Consider the following 19,282-nt stretch of genomic DNA (forward strand, 5'->3'; position numbering starts at 1 on the left):
CCATTCCCTCTACATCCCCATTGTAGCTAAAAAAAACAGAATATGCGGGCGTTCCTGCACATTCTGTGATTGAGATCGAAAATTGGATTAGCGGATTGTTTTCAATGCGGTTGACCAAAGGATGACCTGATCCAGCATTTGGTTGACGGAATCTGCCTGGACAGGTGCCGCTTTAAGCTCCGCTCCGTTTTCAAAGTCCGTGAACAGCGACAATGCCGGATGTACGCGTACATCCGCAACGGACAATTCGCCCAGAATGCCGCGCAAATGTTCTGCAGCACGGGCGCCGCCGACTGAACCGTAAGAGACGATGCCGGCCGCTTTATTGTTCCATTCCACACGCAGGTAATCGAGTGCATTCTTTAATGCACCCGTGATGGAGTGGTTGTACTCCTGTGCGATAAAGACAAAGCCATCCTGTTTCGCGACTGCTTCAGACCAGGCTGCTGCGCCGGATGCGTCAACGCCAACTTCGCCAAGCAGCGGCAATTTGTAGTCTGCGATGTCGATGATGGTATAGTTCGCGTCTTCGCGTTTGTCTGCCAAGTCTTTGACCCAGTTCCCTACCTGCGGGCTTAAGCGTCCTTCGCGCGTTGACCCGAGAATAATGCCGATGTTCAGTTTTTCCACAGGTGGTTCCTCCTCTTGTTGTTTACCGAATAAGTTACTGAAAATGCTCATGCTTTTTTCCCCTTTTTACAGATATTCTTTTTCGATGGTGCGTGTGCTGCGTACGGTGTCGATCGGACGCACCAGCTTCTCAATCTGGTCACGTTTTGGCTCCAGGAATGGGGGCAAGGATAAATTTTCCCCTAAGGTTTCGTAAGGCTCATCGCCCATGAAGCCTGGCCCGTCTGTTGCCCATTCGAACAGGATGCCCTGTCCAACCCGGACATACAGCGATTCAAAGAAGAAACGGTCGACATAGCCGGACGTATTGAATCCAAGGTTTTGCATGCGGTCGATCCATTCCTGCAATACGCCCGTATCCGCTACACGGAATGCTGCGTGGTGAACAGTGCCAAAGCCCTGGCGTCCTGAAGGCAGCAATTTATTGTGCTCGACGATCACTTGCGCCCCGTTTCCGCCTTCGCCGACTTCAAACAGATAGAAGGATCCTGCTTTTGCGACTTGGCGCATGAGCATGGCTTTTTCCAACACTTCTTTAAACGACTCAAATTCCGCGATGCGGATATGGATCGGGCCCAGTCCGGTGATGGCAAACTCCAGTGGAACCGGGCCATTCTGCCACGGTGTGCCGGATGCTACGCCTTCGTTGTTTTCATCCGATACCAGCATGTACTGCTGATCGTCGAAATCGACAAACGACAGGGTTTTCTTGCCGAATACGTCCTGGATGCCTTTATGCTTTACTTCGTATTTATCAAAGCGTTTGATCCAGTAAGACAAAGCTTCGTCTGTCGGCACACGAAAAGCAGTCTTGTAGATTTCGTTGGTCCCGTGGATTCCTTTCGGGATGTTAGGAAAATCGAAGAACGTCATATCGGTCCCGGCAGAGCCTTTGTCATCGGCAAAGAATAAATGATAGGTCTGGATATCGTCCTGGTTGACGGTTTTTTTGACCAGGCGCATGCCCAGTACATAGGTGAAAAATTCATAGTTCTTTTCGGCGCTGCTGGTGATGGCGGTTACGTGGTGCATTCCTTTTAATTCGTTCATCAGTATCTCTCCTCATTTTTGGGTATAAATATAGTCATTGTCTCGAATCCGAGATATAGGATTAAAAAAATTTAAGCGTTCTGTGATCGGCAGCCAATCTTTTTGACGCTGCGGATCATCTCTTCAATTTCCTGCCGCTGCATTCCCTGAAAGACCTCATTAATCGCTTGTTCATGCTTTGGGAAAACCGTCTCCATCAATTGCTGGCCTTTGTCCGTCAGCTCCGCAAAGGTCACGCGCCGGTCTTCCGGACACGCTTTCCGGATGACATACTGTTTTGTTTCCAGTTTGTCGACCACGTAAGTGATGCTGCTGCTGGCAATCAAGACTTTTTTGCCGATCAATTGAATCGGCTGCTTTCCCCTGTGGTACAGCAATTCCAACACCGAAAACTCAGTCGGGTTCAACCCGTATTGTGCAACATCTTTTTTAATCAATTCGTGAAGAGCATCCGTGGCCCGAACCAGTACAGTCAATGCTTTCAAGTTAAGATTCGGCACTTCCATTCCGTCCACCTCATTTACTCTGAATTAATATATCTTTAATTCGAGATAATCATACCATGTGTTTTTTGCAGCGTCAACCATTTGCGTTGGGTTATCTTTTTATCCAGTTCCGACATACAAGCCCAATAAAAAAGGGGGGAACGGAGACTGATTTCTCCATTCCCCCCTGCAGCTATGGCATCATGTCCAAATCACCGTTGGGCTTTTTGTTCTTTTAGTCTGCTTTATCCGTGTCATTGAGCCGGTCCAATATCGTAATCGTTTCCGATAGCTGGTTATTGAAAATTTTCCTGGCCACATCCAATAATTCCTTAATCATTGGATCCCGTAAAGAATAAATTACCCGGTTTCCTTCTTTGGTTCCAGTGACGATGTTTTTTGCCTTTAAGACCGTCAGTTGCTGTGATACGGTCGAGCCCTCGCTTTCAACCAGTTGCTGTATTTCATTGACACTTTTATCCCCTTCAGCTAAAATTTCAAGAATGCGAATCCGAAGCGGGTGTGCAAGAGCCTTAAAAAATTCCGATTTAAACCGCTGCATCTGCATATCCAATATGTTCACCGTCCTTCCTCTAGTTGCTTTATGACTCTTTTATGGTCATCTGATTTCTCTTTTTGGAGTTCTATTCCAGCCGAAAGAGCTGTACATTCGTTGAAGGCAAAATGCTGGCAGCCCAGGCATTTATTTCTGTCGAGCTTATCCAAGGCAAAGTTGATGGCTTCACCGGTATGCTCAAAGAAATGCTCTTCTCCAGTATAGTCATACAACCCTGTTTTTTTCATCACACTTATGGGATGTGGTTTCATACCGGAGATCAGGACCGTACCGTGTTTTGAAAAATCCTTGATGATGTTGGACAAATACGTTTCACCCGTTGTGTCCATAAATGGGACTTTACCCATTCGGAGCAATAGTACTTTCGGTTTGTAATTGATGGTATTCATAATGGATTGCTCGAAAGCTTGAGCAGAACCGAAGAATAAGGGCCCTTCCACATTGTAGATGCTGATCTGTGGGCAATCGTGGATATCCGTCACCATATGGGTTCCCATTTTTTCATCTTTATGGGTCGGGTCCGGCAGTACTTTGGCTGTGATCAGCAGCTCACTCATCTGTTTGGTGAACAAAATGACGGCCAATAACAAACCAACTTCCACCGCGACTGTCAGACTGACAAAAACGGTCAATAAAAAAGTCGCAAGCAGAACGAGCGAATCTGCTGTTTTCATTTTCAGCAAACTTACAAATATATGTCTTTCACTCATATTCCAGGCAACGATCATTAGTACGGGTGCCATACTGGCCAATGGAATCACCGAGGCATAAGGTGCAAAAAGAATCAGGACTAAAAGAACAACTACACCGTGGATGATTCCTGAAAAAGGGGAAACTGCCCCATTTTTGATGTTGGTCGCTGTTCTGGCGATAGCGCCGGTAGCGGGGATACCCCCGAACAAAGGTGTGACCATGTTCGCGATTCCTTGGCCGATCAGCTCCCGATTGCTGTTATGCTTCTTGCCGCTAGTCATGCCATCCGCAACAACAGCGGATAATAGGGACTCAATTCCACCCAGCATGGCAATGACAAACGCCGGGCCGATCAGCAGCTGAATCCGTTCGAAAGTGATTTCGGGAAAATGAAACGCCGGAAGGGTGCTTGAAATTTCTCCAAAAGTCGATCCGATTGTCGCAACTTCAGTTGGGAAAAACACAGTTGCAACAATAGTGGAAACCAATAACCCGATCAGAGGTCCCGGAACTTTGGGGATGATCTTAGGCGTTAAGATTACTGTGGCAAGACACACGACAGCGGTCAAGACGCTGTAAAAATTGACCGTTTGAATGTTAAAGATGATTTCTTTAACATTCGGCAAGAAGGATTCATGTTTTTCTATGCCGGTCAATCCTAAAAAGTTAGCAATCTGTCCTACAAAAATAAGGACAGCAATTCCCGAGGTAAAGCCGATTGTCACTGGACGCGGGATAAATTTTATCAGTGAACCCAGCTTAAAAATGCCCATAAAGAGCAGGATGATACCGGCCATAAACCCTGCCAGCAGCAAACTTTCATAGCCGTAAGTGATGACTATGGCAAACAGAACCGGGATAAACGCTCCGGTGGGACCACCAATTTGAAATTTAGACCCACCGAAGATCGAAATCAAAATGCCTGCAATGATGGTGGTATAGATTCCGTATTCCGGATTCACTCCGGAAGCGATGGCAAAGGCCATTCCAAGAGGAATCGCGATAATGCCCACAACCAATCCTGACAAGAGGTCCTTTTTAAAACTTTGGAATGAGTAGCCCGCGTATCTTCCAGTGAAAATCGACTTCTTCTCCATTTTAAGACCTTCTTTTTCTTTTATAGTATATCTGATTATTTGAATACTGCTTAAATCAAATATACACCTGCCAGTTTGATTGTCAAATATTTTCGACGAAAGATAAATTTATGACATAAACCATCACTTATCTCAATGACTCCTGAACACTGGCGCTCAGTCCGCGGCTGTCTTTGGAAGTCAGGCCTAAAGCCGCCAAAGCTGTGGATGAAGTGATGATGCTCAAGTTCAACTCATGTAGTTTTTTTTTCAAAAAAAAAGAGCAGTCCGGAAATCCGGACTGCTCTTTTTCTTTGATAGCAGAATATTTTTCCTTATTTATTCCGCAGAGGCTCGAACGCGTTGGTCCAGGCATTGACTTGATCGAGCAATGTCTCAACAGACTTTCCATGCACATCTGCCGGCTTGAATTCACTCATTTTAACAAAGTCCGTGAACAGCGACATTGCCGGATGCGTTCTGACGGAAGCTACCTGCAGTTCCGCTAAGATAACGCGCAGGGCTTCAGCTGCACGGACGCCGCCTGACGAACCGTAGCTGACGATGCCTGCTGCTTTGTTGTTCCATTCCACATATAAATAGTCGATGGCATTTTTCAATGCTGACGTTACGCCGTGATTGTATTCCGGACAAATAAAGACATAGCCATCGAGCTCCGCAATTTTTTTGGCCCACGGAATTGCTTCCGGGGTTTGGTAATCCTGGCTGTAGGCCGCCGAAATCGGCTCTGCGTACATCGGCAAATTGTAATCTTTCAGATCCACGACTTCGTATTCCGCGTCTCCACGCTTGTCTGCGATGCCTTTGACCCATTCCGCGACCTGCAGGCTGTTGCGCCCCGGACGTGTGCTTCCTGTGATAATACCGATTTTTGTCATAGATAATTTCCTCCTCAATTTGTGATCCCACTTCAGCTCTGTGAACCTTCACTCATTGATGCCCTTTTATCATAAGACAAACAACTCTCAGTTTCAAACCAAATGTCTGAATATTCTTTTAAATATCACACATACAGTACTTTCCTACAAAACGGATTTTTACCACCACTTATATTGATCAGCCATCAACAGCTCATTCGCAACTTCCGGTCCTTCTGAACCTGCAGGATAAAAATGCAAAGGCAGCAAATCTTCTTGAAAAGCTTCCAATACCGGTTGAATCCATTCCCACGACAGTTCCACCTCTCTCCAGTCGGCAAAAAATGTGGAATTGCCACGCAATGCATCATAAAGCAGCAGTTCATAAGCTTCAGGCTGGCCTTCTGAATTCGTGGACAAATTGGTCCAAACCGGCTTGAACTGGTTGCTGGCAGCATCTTTTAAGTTTACGCGCAGTGAGATGCTTTCATTTGGGCTGATCTCAAGCATCACTAAATTGGGAGCTGCTCCTTTTAATATTCCTGAATCCATCGCATTGTTTTCAAATTCAATAACAATTTTTGTAGATTTTTCGTTCATTCGCTTGCCGGTTCGTATATAAAAAGGAATTCCCCTCCACGATGGATGGTCAATCGCGATTCGTGCGGCAACATACGTATCATTTTCTGAGAGAGCCGCGACTCCTTCTTCTTCCCGGTACCCGGCAACCGCGGATCCTTGAATCTTTCCAGGCTCGTACTGCCCACGGACAATGTTCTGATGCGCCTGTTCTTTCACAATCGGTTGAAGCGACTCAATGATTTCGGTCTTATTGACCCGGCTTGTACTTACCATAAGGTTATCCGGCAAATGGACGGCTGTCATCATCACCAACTGCAACAGGTGATTTTGGACCATGTCGCGAATTGCTCCGGCCTTGTCATAATAATCGGCTCGATTTTCTATCCCGACCGTCTCGCTCGCTGTAATTTGGACATTTGAAATTTGGTGATGGCTCAGCAACGAGCCCAACACCGGATTCGCCATAACCAAGGTTTTCAGGTTTTGAACCATCGGCTTGCCGAGGTAATGATCAATTCGGTAGATCTCCTCTTCACTGAACACTTTTATCAAATTAGAATTGAGTTCTCTTGCCGTCTCCAGATTTCGTCCAAATGGTTTTTCAACAATGAGGCGATTCCATCCGTCGCCTTGTGAAATCCCGCTTGCATCAAGATTAGAAGAAATCATATCGATTAAACCTGGGGCCACTGATAAGTAAAACAGGCGATTTTGTGGAATGCCCAGTTCATCTTCTCTTTTTTCAACAAGTTCATGCAATTGGTGATAAGCCTCTGTTTCGGTTGCATCAAACGTGCAATATCGGAACTTTTCTAAGAAATCTTGCAAAGATCCCGATTGAACGGATCTTCTGGAGTACGCATAGAGCGATTTTTCTACTGTTGATTGAAAGACCTCATCCGAATAGCTTTTTCTGCCCAATCCCACAATGGAAATCGTCTCTGGTAATTTTTCATCAAGATATAAATTATAAAGCGCAGGAAAAAGTTTTCGTTGTGCTAAATCCCCCGTTGCTCCAAATAACACAAAAGTCATGTCTTGCATTACCCATTCTTTTTTGATTTCAACCGGTTCATCTATAAAATTGTATCCTTCTGTCAGACTCTTGGTGACCATATGCAAAACCCTCCCGCTCTATCAATCATGGTTTTCAAACACACCTGATCATAAGCAACAGCTTTCATTATAGCCACTTGTATCACTTTATGTAAGTACGCAGTTTAAAAACACTTAGTTACAAATACTATACTGTCGAACTTAGCTAATAAGAATCTCTACTGCTTTGCTCTTTGTCTCGGCAAGTGGCATAAATAACAAAGTCATTCCCCTTCCATAGTTTGAAAATTCAGCACTCAAACTCACCCCTATGAACACTGACGGTATACTTTTTGTCAGTATGTGACTTCAAAGTGCGTACTTCACAATAAAGATAGTAGGACTTACACTGAGCGTGAGACAAAATAAGAATATGAGGAGATTCACATATATGAAATTACAATTAGCTTTAGATTTAGTAGATATTCCACAGGCAATCGAACTGGTTAAAGAAGTCGAGGCCTTTATCGACATCGTTGAAATCGGGACTCCCGTAATCAATAAAGAAGGCTTAAAAGCCGTTTCCGAGATAAAAGCAGCGTTCCCGAACCTGGAAGTTCTTGCAGATGTGAAAATCATGGACGCTGCAGCTTATGAAGTATCGAATGCTTCTGCTGCAGGCGCGGACATCATCACGATCCTTGCGCAAGCAGAAGATTCATCCATTAAAGGCGCAGTTGAAGAAGCCAAAAAACAAGGCAAGAAAATCCTTGTAGATATGATCGCTGTAAAAGATGTTAAAACACGTGCCGCAGAACTTGATCTTCTTGGAGCGGACTATATCTGCGTCCATACTGGATACGATCTGCAAGCAGAAGGCAAAGATTCTTTCGAAGACCTGCGCACCATCAAAAGCGTCGTGAAAAATGCACGCACAGCAATTGCCGGCGGCATCAAACTGGAAACATTGCCTGAAGTGATCAAAGCCCAACCAGACTTGATCATCGTCGGCGGCGGCATCACAAGCAAGGACGACAAAGCTGCAGAAGCTGAGAAAATCCAAAACCTGATCAAAGAAAGCGTGACCGCGTAACATGAACACCACAAGCTTTACAGGTGAAATCCTGGCCGAACTAGAACAGACCCTCACGCTCATCGATGACGAGCGTGCTGAGGAACTGGTCACCGGCATCCTGCAGGCCAAGAAAATATTTGTGGCAGGCGGCGGCCGCTCAGGCTTTATGGCAAAAGCATTTGTCATGCGCATGATGCACGTAGGCCTGGATGCTTATGTTGTCGGAGAAACGGTCACCCCGAATTTAGAACCCGATGATATTTTCATTGTCGGTTCCGGTTCTGGCGAAACCCAAAGCCTCGCAGCGATGACGGAAAAAGCAAAAGCCATCGGCGCAACCGTAGTGGCCATTACCATCAATCCTGAGTCCACGATAGGCCGTCTCGCAGACATCCAAATTAAAATTCCCGCTCAAGCAAAATCAGACAGCGCCAGCGGCAAGTCCATTCAGCCGATGGGCTCGCTGTTTGAGCAGTCGCTTCTCCTTTTCTACGATGCCGTGATTTTGCGGTTCATGGAGCAAAAAGGGCTGAAGTCTGATACTATGTATGGCAGGCATGCAAATTTAGAATGAAACGAATAAGTCTGAGCCTGAATTTATTTGGGCACAGGCTTATTTTTAATTGTTCCTTGAGCATGGGGGAATTGTGCATTGTCGTTGGCCCCCCATTAACTCAAGCGTTCTCACTGGACAGCCGCATAAATAACATGCCAAGCTGAACACACAGTATACTCCGCAGTAACGGAAGGGTTGGTTGGATGAAAATATATGATGTAACAGGTACAATCTTTGAAGGCATGGCCGTTTACAAGAACAAACCGGAAAAACAGCCGAAAATAGATCAGCGGACAACCGGCTATGTGACCGAAACAAGGCTGGAACTGGATGTCCATACCGGAACCCATATCGATGCTCCGCTTCACATGAAGGTTGACGGCGAAACGTTTGAATCGATTTCGTTGGACAAACTTGTGGGAACATGCAAAGTATTGGATTTGACTGGCGTAGAAAACGGAATTTCAAAAGCGGACCTGGAAGCGTTCGAGCTTGAAAAAGAAGATTTTGTTTTCTTTAAAACAAAAAACTCTTTTGACGAAAACTTCAATTTCGAGTTTGTTTTTCTTGCGGAAGACGGTGCCAACTACTTGGCCGAGCTGGGGATTCGCGGGGTTGGCATAGATGCGCTCGGAGTCGAAAGAAGCCAGGAAGGCCATCCGACACATAAAACCTTATTCGCCAGCGACATCATCATTATAGAAGGTTTGCAACTGAAAGAAGTCGAGCAAGGCGAGTACTTCATGGTGGCAGCGCCGTTAAAGTTAACCGGCACGGATGCTTCGCCTGCCAGAGTCCTGTTGTTTGAAGGGCTGAGCTTTTAAGCGCAGCATAAAAAGGAATTTCAAGGAGAGAGCTTATGTATAAAATGATCGCAATCGATCTTGATGGGACGCTGTTCACAGACGAGCTGACGATTTCGCCCAATACCGTGACAGCTATCCAAAAAGCGATTGAAATGGGAACAGTAGTCACGATTGCTACGGGGCGGATGTTTTCGTCCGCCCAACTCATTGCCCAGCAGTTAGGGATCCATGCACCGCTGATCACTTACCAAGGGGCAATGATCAAGTCTGCAGGTAAAGCAGATGCAATGTATGAACGCTCTGTCTCCCCTGGCATCGCAGAAAAGCTGATCGGAATCGCCCGCGAGAAAAACATCCACCTGCAAGTCTATCAAGACGACATTCTTTACGGTGCTGAGGAAACGGAGAAGCTGGTTGTTTATGCGGAAGCCGTCCAAGTCCCGTATGCGATAGAACCGGACCTGATCGGGCTTGCCCAAAAAGGATTTACGAAATTGCTCTTTATCGACGAACCCGATGTGCTGGATCTCCTGCAAAAGGAATTGCAATCCCTATTCGGCGAGTCCGCCTATATCGAAAAATCAAAAAAGAACTACCTGGAAGTGACCCATCCAGAAGCAAACAAAGGAAGTGCGCTTTTATTCTTAGCGAACATGCTTGGCATCAATCGTTCAGAAATCATTGGAATTGGCGATAATCACAACGATTTCGAACTTCTTAAAGCGGCCGGTTTCGGCATCGCGATGGGAAATGCCGTGCAGGCAGTAAAAGATATTGCGGATTATACGACCCTTACAAACAATGATGAAGGTGTGCTTCACGCGTTCGATAAGTTTATTCTGGAACCGGAAAATGCGGTGGCTACTACGGAAGGAAGCGAAGAACATGCCCAACTTGGGAGAAAAAAGCTTTAATTGCGAAAAGGAACTGACCCTTTCGATCATCGGCGGCAAGTGGAAGATGCTGATCCTGTGGCATTTAGGCAAAGAAGGAACCAAACGTTTTGGTGAATTAAAAAATCTGATGCCGGGCATCACCCAACGCATGCTTGTGACTCAATTGCGTGAACTGGAAGAACATTTGATTGTCCACCGCGAAATCTATCCGGTGGTCCCTCCAAAAGTGGAGTATTCCCTTACGGATCAAGGACACAGCCTGATTCCTATTCTTGACTCGATGTATGAATGGGGCAAAGATTATATGGAGCATAATTTGGATACGAAAGTAGAGAGCAGCTAAAAAGGAGTAAGAACAAAGCGGATTGCAGAAAAATGCAACCCGCTTTATTTTATGATTTCAAATTTTGCAGGTTAAAGTGATTTCCTAAAGGGTATTTGTGATAAAAGTGGACGGCAAACAAAAAAGGAGTCGCGGGTGCCCTATTTGGCATCGTTTTTTTGCACCTTGCCTCTGGCTCTTAACTTATACATATCGAAGGGAGTGCTCTAATGACACACAAAGTCTGGTTTCAAACAGCTGTTGCCATCATTTTAACTTTAGTGATTATTCGGTTATTCATCGAAGTGAAAGGTGTGTTCTCACCACTCTTCGTGGTTGCAGAAACGATTTTCCTGCCGTTGCTGATTGGCGGGGTACTGTTTTATTTAACGAGGCCCCTCCTCCATTTCCTGCAAAAGAAAAAGTTCCCCAAATGGGCAGCTATTTTGCTTATTTTTACGTTAATGGGCCTTCTTCTGTGGTTATTTTATATTTTTCTGGCACCGATTGTTTCTGAACAGGTAAATTCACTTGCAGATAATGGTCCGGAAATTATCGAAAGAGCAGAAGAATATGGACAATATCTTCTGAACCAACGTGAACATTTGCCGGATTCTGTTCGAGAACAAGTAAACGGACTGACTGGACAATTTACCGACTGGGCTTCCAATATCAGTTCCTGGGTCCTGACGTTCTTGACAGGACTGTTTTCGGGTGTGCTTGCGCTCATTCTCGTTCCTTTTTTCCTGGTTTATATCTTAATTGACCACCGGAAGTTTGCACCCTTTGTCGCCCATTTTTTCTCCGGGGAAAGAAAAACCTGGATCCGCAAAACTTTGCACGATGTGGATGAAACCTTAAAGTCCTATATTGTGGGGCAATTATTTGTCAGTTTGACTGTAGGGGCTATGTTGCTGGTCGGTTATTTGATCATCGGACTTGACTATGCATTCCTGCTGGCTCTTATCGGTGTCATGACCAATGTCATCCCATTCCTGGGACCATATATCGCTGTCATTCCAGCTATAATTATTGCGCTGGTCCAAGATCCGATCATGGCTGTGTATGTAGCCATCATCATGCTTGTTGCACAGCAGATTGAAGGAAACCTGATAACGCCGAATGTCATGGGCAATGCATTAAACGTCCATCCTTTGACGGTGATCACATTAATATTGGCCGCCGGGAATATTGCCGGCATCTGGGGCATCATACTGGCCATTCCTTTCTATGCTGTTGTAAAAACGGTGATCTCTAATTTCTACGCCAAACGAAAAGAAATTGAAGAGACAGCTACAAAAAAAGTTTAACGCAGGAAGACTTTCCAAAAAACGAAACCCAATTGGTGAACGGAAAGCTTCTGGGCTTCTGATTGCTCATGCAACTTGCAGTTCGAACGCAATGAAATACTTTAGCAGAAAGCGGTGGATCCAATGACTGTTCTGGTGACCGGTTTTACCGGCAATGCAGGCTATGAAGTTGCCCAAAGCTTAACGAGCAAAAACATTCCATTCAAGTGCGCTGTCCGCAATGTGGAAAAAGCCGTTATGCGCTATGGCGATAAGTATGAGTTTGTCCCGTTGGATTTTACGGATGAAGCAACTTTTGCGCCAGCCTTGAAAGACATCAATCAAATTTTTCTTATGTACCCGCCTGGAGGGGAGCTGCAATTCGCTGCCTTTCTGGAACAAGCAAAAAAAATGGGTGTGCAGCATATCACCTACCTTTCGGTAAAAGACGTCCAGTTTTTGCCGTTTATCCACCATTATAAAAACGAAAAATTGATTAAAAAACTGGGTATCCCTTATACATTTATCCGTGCTGGTTATTTTATGCAGAATCTGAACGATTTTTTATGCGAGGAAATCAAAGAGCGCCAACGCATTTATGTTCCAGCCGGCAACGGCAAAACCAGCTTTGTCGACGTGCGTGATTTGGCAGAGGTGGTTTCCCTATCCTTCCGGAATCCGCAGCTCCACGAAAACAAAGCCTATACTGTCACAGGCGCCGAAGCGCTGGACTTTTCACAGGTAGCGGAAAAGATGACCGGCATTCTGGGCAGTCCCATTTCCTATACGAATCCATCCGCCAAAGACTTTAAGCAATACATGCTAAGCCGCGGAAAAGACAAAGGGTTCATCAATGTCGTCATCGGCATCCACTTTCCCACCAAATTAGGCTTGGCCAAAGGCGTCACTTCCGATTATCAAAAAGTGACCGGCAAGCAGCCCCATAAAATCGAAACATATATTCACGATTACCGAAGTTTTTGGGAGTGATGCCGTGAAGCAATGTTCATAGCATCTATATAAGTTGAGCTAATGACCTTTCATTGCTGGTGTGCCGCAAAATAGCGGGCTGTCGGGCTCACAGGCGCCCGAAGCGTTGTCTGAAATGATGATTCTTAAGTTCAACTTTTAGGTTTTAAAAATTAATTCTTCTAAAGAAAGCCCCGGAGGAGATCACTTTGTAAAAGTGTTCTCCTCCGGGGCTTTCTTTGTGTGCTGGTAAATCGATTCCACAATAACCGCTCGTTTGATGGATGACGACCCACTAGTCACTCTTTGTTCCGATACAAATACATCGTCAGCGGCGCGAAAATCACTACAAAAACAGCGGACACTACAACCACCCAGCCGATCTGCTCCCACGTGCCGTTGCCGTGCATCAAACCGCGGACAGCGGTCGACGAAAACATTGCTGACAAATGTCAAAGGAAAAATGATCATAAAGCTCATCATCATCAAAGATTTTTCAGAACGCATCACAATGCCGGCAGCTGTCCAGATCCAGGAAAAGCTGAACGAAAACAATAGGATGACGAGAACGGCACCGAAAACTCCTATTGCCCCTCCTTCTGGCCGGAAGCCGAGCAGAAGCCCCAACCCGATCATAATGGCGGAAGCCAGTGAATAGCGGATGACGTCTACGAGCAATGCGCCAACCAACGCAGAAGGCAGCCAAATCGGCAATGTGCGGAATCGGTCGAATATGCCTTTTCGGATATCATTGTTCAGATCGATACCCATGTATATCGTGATTTGTGAGACGGTCATGACGAGTATTCCAGGCAGCAAAAATTGCAGGTACTCACCTGTAGACCCTGCAATGGCACCTCCGAATAAATACGTAAACATCAGCAAAAAGATGATCGGAAACACTGTAACATCAAACATCTGTTCAGGGACGTGCTTAATTCTCAAAAGCGCCCGCTGTGCAAACGCCATAGTCGAAGCGAAGGCATTCGGCGGGTCTGGCCGTCTGCCGGAAGCAATTGCATTCAAAGGATGGACGTCTTCTTCCTGAGTCGAGTTGTCGTGTTCCAACCGAATGCTCATAAGTTCCCCTCCTCCACGTTCGGTTGTTCGTCGGCGGATTGCCCGGTCAATGTCAGGAACACTCTATCCAGGCTCGGCCGGCCAAGCGAAAAATCATTGATGGCAATTTGCTCTCGGGCTAGCTCCCCGAGCGCTTCAGCGACAAGAGACGAATCTTGCACTTGTGCGCTCAGCGATATTGCATCCGAAGCCACGTGAACCGGCACGCCAAGTTTCTTCTCAAGAATGGCTATCGCACGCTTTTCTTCTGCAGCATGAAGCAGCTGAACATTTAAGATGCCGCTCCCGACCGAGGCCTTCAGTTCACTGCTCGTGCCTTCCGCAATGATCTTGCCTTGATGGATGACCGCGATCCGGTCTGCCAGCTGATCTGCTTCTTCCAAGTTTTGAGTTGTCAGCAACACCGTTGTCCCGGCCTTCACGAGTGCCCGGATAATATCCCACACTTGGTTGCGGCTCCGCGGGTCCAGTCCGGTCGTCGGTTCGTCCAGAAACAATAGATCCGGCGTCACCACAATGCTTGCGGCAATATCAATACGCCGCCTCATGCCGCCTGAATAGTTTTTCACTTGCCGTTTTGCCGCATTTTCCAAGCCAAATGCCGCCAGCAATTCCATGGCCCTCTTTTTAGCTTGCTTGCTCGTGTAGCCCATCAGCTTGGAGATCAGCACCAGGTTCTCAATGCCAGTCAAATCCTCATCAATGGAAGCATATTGGCCCGTCAAGCTGATGCGGCTTTTGATCGCGGCGCTTTCCTTCTTCAAGTCATGGCCAAAAATATAGGCATTCCCGCTATCCGGCTGAACGAGCGTCGCAAGCATGCGGATTGTTGTCGTTTTCCCTGCACCATTGGGCCCTAAAAAACCGTACACTGTTCCTTGCGGAATAACCAAATCCACACCATCTACAGCACGTTCTTTTCCGTATACTTTAACAAGCCCCTTCGCTTCTACAGCCCAGCCATTCGTCTGTCGCTTCAACTGTTCATTATCCATGATCCTCACCTCTTTCATTTTAAGGATTCACAAACCAGCGTTCTATTCTGACTTCTATTATAACGGATGCAAAGGGATATTTAACGGAATATTCCAACATTTAAATCCGGAATGAGGGAACAGAACATTGTCCGACAGACATCACCAATTGTTTTTACGAAAGCCGAGTTCTAACTCTCCTCCCACTCCGGAACAAACGTTCCATAATTTCAAGATTAATCGGCTCCGCCAAATACTTAAGAGATTAATAATAATGCAGTATGCCCGTCTTATTCGCCGAATTTTCAGTTAAAATAAACACAACTAAACTAAAACTCACAGTGGAGGTAGTTATGATGGGAAGCATAGCGAAGAAAATTACGATTTATTACAGTGGTGCCATCTTGTTTTCCTGGAGTTTGTGGATCGGAATCATGGTATATTCCAAGCTTACTGGCATGGAGCTCCTTTATAACGAAGGCTTCTATACCATTTTGACAGAAGGCGTGGAAAGTCTGCAGCAATTGCTGGCTTTCGTCTTCTTTACCGCCGCAGTATACGGCCCGCTTTTTGGTGTATTTGCAGCAGGTCTCTTGCTGAAGAACCGAAAAGAAGAAACGCTCGTGAAGCCACCCGTCAAAGTTCAGCAAACGGGCGTCCTTGGTTGGTTATTGCTCATCTTTTTCTATCCCATCATTCTCTTTTCAGCGGCGCTGCTGGTTACTTGGATCCTGTCCGGTTTCAGTGTGAAATTCAACTGGAATGGTCTGCCTCTCTGGTTTCTCCCTGTATTTTTCCTGTTTCAATGTTTCACGAGCGGCATGGAGGAATTTGGTTGGCGCGGGTATTTGCAGCCGCTGCTGCAGACCAGATATACAGCTGAAAAAGCTTGTTTTCGTGTAGGCTTGCTGTGGAGCATCTGGCATTATCCCATCATCATTTACATGAACTACCCGAACGGAATAACGGTGGTGCTGCTGTCGCTGATTGGATTTACCTTGCTGACCATTCCCCAAGCTTATGTTATCGGGTGGCTTTATAACAGCACGGGAAATGTATGGCTATGCGTCATCCTGCACGCATGGGCCAATACGGTATCCGCCTACTTGCTCGCTGCCTCACCGGTTCCGCTCCTGACGCCCATAGCCGTCGCAATCGGCACGTGGCTCCTGGCCAATTATCTGGTGAAAAAATACGGCAAGGAAAAGTTGAGCACCCGAACCAACTGACCGATGAGAGAGAACTGGTGCTGAGTCAGTTACTTAGTAAAAAGGGAGCTTATGTGTTCCATTCATACGGCTGAAACCTGGATCACCGATAATTAGAAAGATCGTTCGGCACACACTCCACGCGTTCAAGAAAGCAAAAAAATAAGGGGTGTGCATACGATTGAATTCATACAACGAAAAAGATGGAGTAGTCTTTGCATTTATTTCTTTTGTCATGTGGGGGCTTACTCCGATTTACTGGAAGCTTATTCAACATGTCTCTCCCGGAGAGATTTTAATGCAGCGTGTGCTTTGGTCATTCATCTTTATGATTGCTCTTTTAATTGTCCTGAATAAATGGCAGCTATACGTGAAGGCAGTGAAAGAAATTATACGGAAGCCAAAGTTATTTTGGTCGCTGTTACTTGCATCTGTTCTGATCAGTACGAATTGGGGCATCTTCATGTGGGCGGTAATTGAAGGGCGAATCGTCGAAGCAAGCCTTGGCCAATACATAAACCCTTTAACCAGCATGCTGATCGGGGTCATCGTATTAAAAGAGCGGTTAAACGGAACTCAAATTCTTGCTTATGTGTTAGCAGGAATAGAGGAATAGGGGTTCTGGTGTTAACGCTCTACTATGGTGAAATCCCCTGGATTTCTCTTAGTCTGGCACTTACTTTTGGGTTCTACGGCTTGGCGAAAAAAGTGATTAAAGTCGATTCCACCATTGGATTAGCCTTAGAAACGATGATCATCACTCCCTTTGCGTTAGTGTTTTTAGCGTATTGGATGTGTCAATCGCAAATTCAGTTTTTCGATTCCGTTTCAACCGCTGCACTGGTTATCGGCAGTGGCGTGGTGACCGTTCTCCCCTTGTTATTTTTTACGATGAGCACAAAAAAAGTGACCCTTTCGCTATTAGGCATTCTTCAATATATTTCGCCGACGATCGTCCTGTTAACAGGCGTTTTTCTCTACGATGAAAACGTGTCTCAAGCCCATGCCATTGCATTGATCTTCATCTGGCTGGCTCTGGCGCTTTTCACTTTTTCTTCTATTTCAGAGAACAGCAAAAAAAGAAGCGCCCTCTTTCTAAAGAAAGAAATGGAATAACATATTTTTTTATCGCTTAATAATAGTGATAGAAAAGCAAGTCATCTTGTTTCGTCACGGAGCGTTTGCATTCTATTCTGCAGGTTTCACCTTGCTTTTAATGGAATCCAGCTACATGACCGGACAAATTTGCAGCATAACCAGCGGAATGCCAACCGCTTAACCACAAATTTTACAACTGATTTACAGAAAAAGCTTACAGAACCGATTCTTTCGGCGCTGTAAGCTTTTTTTTTTTTTTAGTTGCGCTTCAATAAATTTCGAATTTCAAAGTGAGCGTGAAAACAAATTTTCATAGAAAGCTTTTCTCTTCCAATATTCATCCGTTCTTTATTTTCTCTTCAATAGCCGGTAAGCGATAAATCCAATTGCCAGCAATGCAACTACAAGAAAAACCGTAAGTAGCGAACTCCCCTCATCTTCTGTACTTTCGACAGCATTTTCTTCTGCAGCTGGTGTTGCCGTTTCAACTGTCGGCTCTTCTTCTGTTGCTACTTCGGGCTCTGCCTCTTCTGCTGCAGCTTCAAAGTTCGATTCGAATACTACTTCGCCTTTTATCGGATGGCCATCTGCTCCAATAATTTCCCATTGAATGGTGTAAGCAGCGTTTGGAAGCTCTTCCGCGAGGGTTCCAGTCATAACTCCATCTGAAAGTATGATCTCGTCAAATTCATAGGATACGCCTTTACTTTCCAGCGTCATGAGACTTCTCTGTTCAATGGCCGTCCCAAAAGTTAAAACTACCTCTTCAAGAGGTTCCACCACGATAGCCCTTTCTTCAGGTGTCGAGGAAGACAGTGTCGTATGTGCCTGTCCGATCAAAGGCATTGAAAAAATGGCTAATATGAGTAACGTTATAATCTTTTTCATCTTTTGGCCCACCTTCCAATTCTTTTGACTGTACTCATTTTTTATATGCTATAGCCAGGTGATGAAGAGCCTGAATCCGTCTCTTCCACAAATACCGTAGCCAAAATTCTTGCTTTCATGCCGTTTAAAAAAGTTTTTTCATTCGCTAATTCAGGAAGCTCATTCATCAACACCATAAGTTCCTGACACTCCCTACAAATCGACAAGTGCTTTTCAATTTCTTCTTTCCACTGTTTTTCAAATGGCAGAAATCCATTGATGTAATTTACCACAAGGTCGCATTCCATCTCCACAATTGAATGCCTCCTTTTGTATTCTTAACCGATTATCAAGTTATGAGCTGCTATTGCGGCAAACAAAAAGCTAGCCGGTTAGGCTAGCTTGAGCTTGTAGACAAAAGAATATTTATGGTATTCAAAGAATGAATACTCATTTTATCGTGTTTATACAGGATCCTCCGCTCCAGGCGGACGCTTTCCGCGGACGAAGCGCTGAGCCTCCTCGTCGCAAGCTCCTGCGGGGTCTCATCACTCCGTTCTACCGCAGGAGTCGCCGCCTTGCGCTCCAAATCCTTGAGTGAAGGGATTACTAGGCTTGTTGGGGTTATACACCGCTATTCGTTTTTATTAGACTTTGTCTACAGCCTGAAGCTAGCCGGTTAGGCTAGCTTTTCACTATCGTCAATGAAACTTACTGTTTGCGAGTGCGAACAGCAACTGCAGTGGTAAGAGCCGCAAGCATCAAACCAGCCAATACCCACATGAATGGGAATGATCCTGCATCTGCTGTGCCGCCCATGCCTGTCGCAGGCATTTCAGATGGCATTTCCGTTGCCCCGAATTCTTCCGGGAACTGGTCCACGATGGCCGCTGACAAGCCAGCTGCCGGCATGGTCATATGCGCATAGGCTTCACGAATCGAGCTGTACGCTGTTTCGTAATCGCCTGCTGCGTAGGCATCAAATGCCGTCAACAGCTGTTCAACGTGTGCCGTTAAGCCTTCTTCCAATGCATCCGCAGGAACACGGCCTTCTGTTGCCGAATCAAGGAAAGCGGCTTGGTCCACAATGTATTGATCCAGTTCAGCGCGTGCCTGTTCCTGGCCTTCCGTGTTTT

General features: G+C 45.7%; 21 protein-coding genes and 1 pseudogene. 10 read left to right on the forward strand and 12 right to left on the reverse strand.

Annotation, left to right across the window (positions count from 1 at the left end):
• Positions 1-87: 87 nt before the first annotated feature.
• The 7 genes from J7I83_RS05490 to zwf form a co-directional block, all read right to left on the reverse strand.
• Positions 88-681 carry an NADPH-dependent FMN reductase gene (locus J7I83_RS05490; protein ID WP_215099680.1) on the reverse strand — a complete coding sequence of 198 codons (594 nt, stop codon included), beginning with the start codon at positions 679-681 and terminating at the stop codon, positions 88-90.
• 15 nt (positions 682-696) lie between these two features.
• On the reverse strand, positions 697-1,680 hold the full coding sequence (locus J7I83_RS05495; RefSeq protein ID WP_215099681.1) for a ring-cleaving dioxygenase: 984 nt from the start codon (positions 1,678-1,680) through the stop codon (positions 697-699).
• Between the two features lie 71 nt (positions 1,681-1,751).
• Positions 1,752-2,186 carry a MarR family winged helix-turn-helix transcriptional regulator gene (locus J7I83_RS05500; RefSeq protein WP_215099682.1) on the reverse strand — a complete coding sequence of 145 codons (435 nt, stop codon included), beginning with the start codon at positions 2,184-2,186 and terminating at the stop codon, positions 1,752-1,754.
• A 214-nt stretch (positions 2,187-2,400) separates the two neighbouring features.
• Positions 2,401-2,733, reverse strand: coding sequence for an ArsR/SmtB family transcription factor (locus tag J7I83_RS05505; RefSeq protein ID WP_483313429.1), 333 nt, complete (start codon positions 2,731-2,733; stop codon positions 2,401-2,403).
• 11 nt (positions 2,734-2,744) lie between these two features.
• Positions 2,745-4,532 (reverse strand): SulP family inorganic anion transporter, encoded by a 1,788-nt coding sequence (locus J7I83_RS05510; RefSeq protein WP_215099683.1) that lies wholly within the window; start codon positions 4,530-4,532, stop codon positions 2,745-2,747.
• 314 nt (positions 4,533-4,846) lie between these two features.
• Positions 4,847-5,410 (reverse strand): NADPH-dependent FMN reductase, encoded by a 564-nt coding sequence (locus J7I83_RS05515; RefSeq protein ID WP_215099684.1) that lies wholly within the window; start codon positions 5,408-5,410, stop codon positions 4,847-4,849.
• A gap of 159 nt (positions 5,411-5,569) precedes the next feature.
• Complete coding sequence (zwf, locus tag J7I83_RS05520) at positions 5,570-7,087, reverse strand: glucose-6-phosphate dehydrogenase (RefSeq protein WP_353048231.1); 1,518 nt, start codon at positions 7,085-7,087, stop codon at positions 5,570-5,572.
• A 370-nt stretch (positions 7,088-7,457) separates the two neighbouring features.
• Between zwf and hxlA the strand changes: the two genes are divergently transcribed.
• From hxlA to J7I83_RS05555, 7 genes are all read left to right on the forward strand, one after another.
• Positions 7,458-8,099: a 3-hexulose-6-phosphate synthase gene (gene hxlA, locus J7I83_RS05525; protein ID WP_215099685.1), complete on the forward strand. Its 642-nt coding sequence runs from the start codon at positions 7,458-7,460 to the stop codon at positions 8,097-8,099.
• Between the two features lies 1 nt (position 8,100).
• Complete coding sequence (gene hxlB, locus J7I83_RS05530; protein ID WP_215099686.1) at positions 8,101-8,655, forward strand: 6-phospho-3-hexuloisomerase; 555 nt, start codon at positions 8,101-8,103, stop codon at positions 8,653-8,655.
• A gap of 185 nt (positions 8,656-8,840) precedes the next feature.
• Complete coding sequence (locus J7I83_RS05535) at positions 8,841-9,461, forward strand: cyclase family protein (protein ID WP_215099688.1); 621 nt, start codon at positions 8,841-8,843, stop codon at positions 9,459-9,461.
• Between the two features lie 35 nt (positions 9,462-9,496).
• Positions 9,497-10,357, forward strand: a complete 861-nt coding sequence (locus tag J7I83_RS05540) for a Cof-type HAD-IIB family hydrolase (RefSeq protein WP_215099689.1) — start codon at positions 9,497-9,499, stop codon at positions 10,355-10,357.
• A complete protein-coding gene (locus tag J7I83_RS05545; RefSeq protein ID WP_215099690.1) occupies positions 10,329-10,682 on the forward strand; it encodes a winged helix-turn-helix transcriptional regulator in 354 nt (117 codons plus the stop codon). Before J7I83_RS05540 ends, J7I83_RS05545 begins: the two co-directional genes overlap by 29 nt.
• A 209-nt stretch (positions 10,683-10,891) precedes the next feature.
• Positions 10,892-11,971, forward strand: coding sequence for an AI-2E family transporter (locus J7I83_RS05550; protein WP_215099691.1), 1,080 nt, complete (start codon positions 10,892-10,894; stop codon positions 11,969-11,971).
• 123 nt (positions 11,972-12,094) lie between these two features.
• On the forward strand, positions 12,095-12,940 hold the full coding sequence (locus J7I83_RS05555; protein WP_215099692.1) for an SDR family oxidoreductase: 846 nt from the start codon (positions 12,095-12,097) through the stop codon (positions 12,938-12,940).
• 278 nt (positions 12,941-13,218) lie between these two features.
• Here the strand turns inward: J7I83_RS05555 and J7I83_RS05560 are convergent.
• Positions 13,219-13,999, reverse strand: a pseudogene (locus tag J7I83_RS05560) (ABC transporter permease).
• Positions 13,996-14,994, reverse strand: a complete 999-nt coding sequence (locus J7I83_RS05565) for an ATP-binding cassette domain-containing protein (RefSeq protein WP_215099694.1) — start codon at positions 14,992-14,994, stop codon at positions 13,996-13,998. Before J7I83_RS05565 ends, J7I83_RS05560 begins: the two are co-directional and overlap by 4 nt.
• Positions 14,995-15,326: 332 nt before the next feature.
• On the opposite strand from J7I83_RS05565, the gene J7I83_RS05570 reads away from it, so the two are divergent.
• The 3 genes from J7I83_RS05570 (at position 15,327) to J7I83_RS17775 (ending at position 17,297) form a co-directional block, all read left to right on the forward strand.
• Positions 15,327-16,202 carry a CPBP family intramembrane glutamic endopeptidase gene (locus tag J7I83_RS05570; protein ID WP_215099695.1) on the forward strand — a complete coding sequence of 292 codons (876 nt, stop codon included), beginning with the start codon at positions 15,327-15,329 and terminating at the stop codon, positions 16,200-16,202.
• Between the two features lie 160 nt (positions 16,203-16,362).
• A complete protein-coding gene (locus J7I83_RS17770; protein ID WP_251047481.1) occupies positions 16,363-16,797 on the forward strand; it encodes an EamA family transporter in 435 nt (144 codons plus the stop codon).
• Positions 16,798-16,877: 80 nt separating this feature from the next.
• Positions 16,878-17,297, forward strand: coding sequence for an EamA family transporter (locus J7I83_RS17775; protein WP_251047482.1), 420 nt, complete (start codon positions 16,878-16,880; stop codon positions 17,295-17,297).
• Between the two features lie 330 nt (positions 17,298-17,627).
• Here J7I83_RS17775 and J7I83_RS05580 read toward each other — a convergent pair whose 3' ends face one another.
• The 3 genes from J7I83_RS05580 to J7I83_RS05590 form a co-directional block, all read right to left on the reverse strand.
• A complete protein-coding gene (locus tag J7I83_RS05580; protein WP_215099696.1) occupies positions 17,628-18,167 on the reverse strand; it encodes a copper resistance CopC family protein in 540 nt (179 codons plus the stop codon).
• 41 nt (positions 18,168-18,208) lie between these two features.
• A complete protein-coding gene (locus J7I83_RS05585) occupies positions 18,209-18,460 on the reverse strand; it encodes a hypothetical protein (RefSeq protein WP_215099697.1) in 252 nt (83 codons plus the stop codon).
• Positions 18,461-18,857: 397 nt separating this feature from the next.
• The coding region (locus tag J7I83_RS05590; protein ID WP_215099698.1) for a hypothetical protein at positions 18,858-19,282 on the reverse strand (425 nt) is incomplete at its 5' end.

Origin of the sequence: Planococcus sp. ISL-110 (genome assembly GCF_018613575.1) — a bacterium.
Classification (GTDB): Bacteria; Bacillota; Bacilli; order Bacillales_A; family Planococcaceae; genus Planococcus.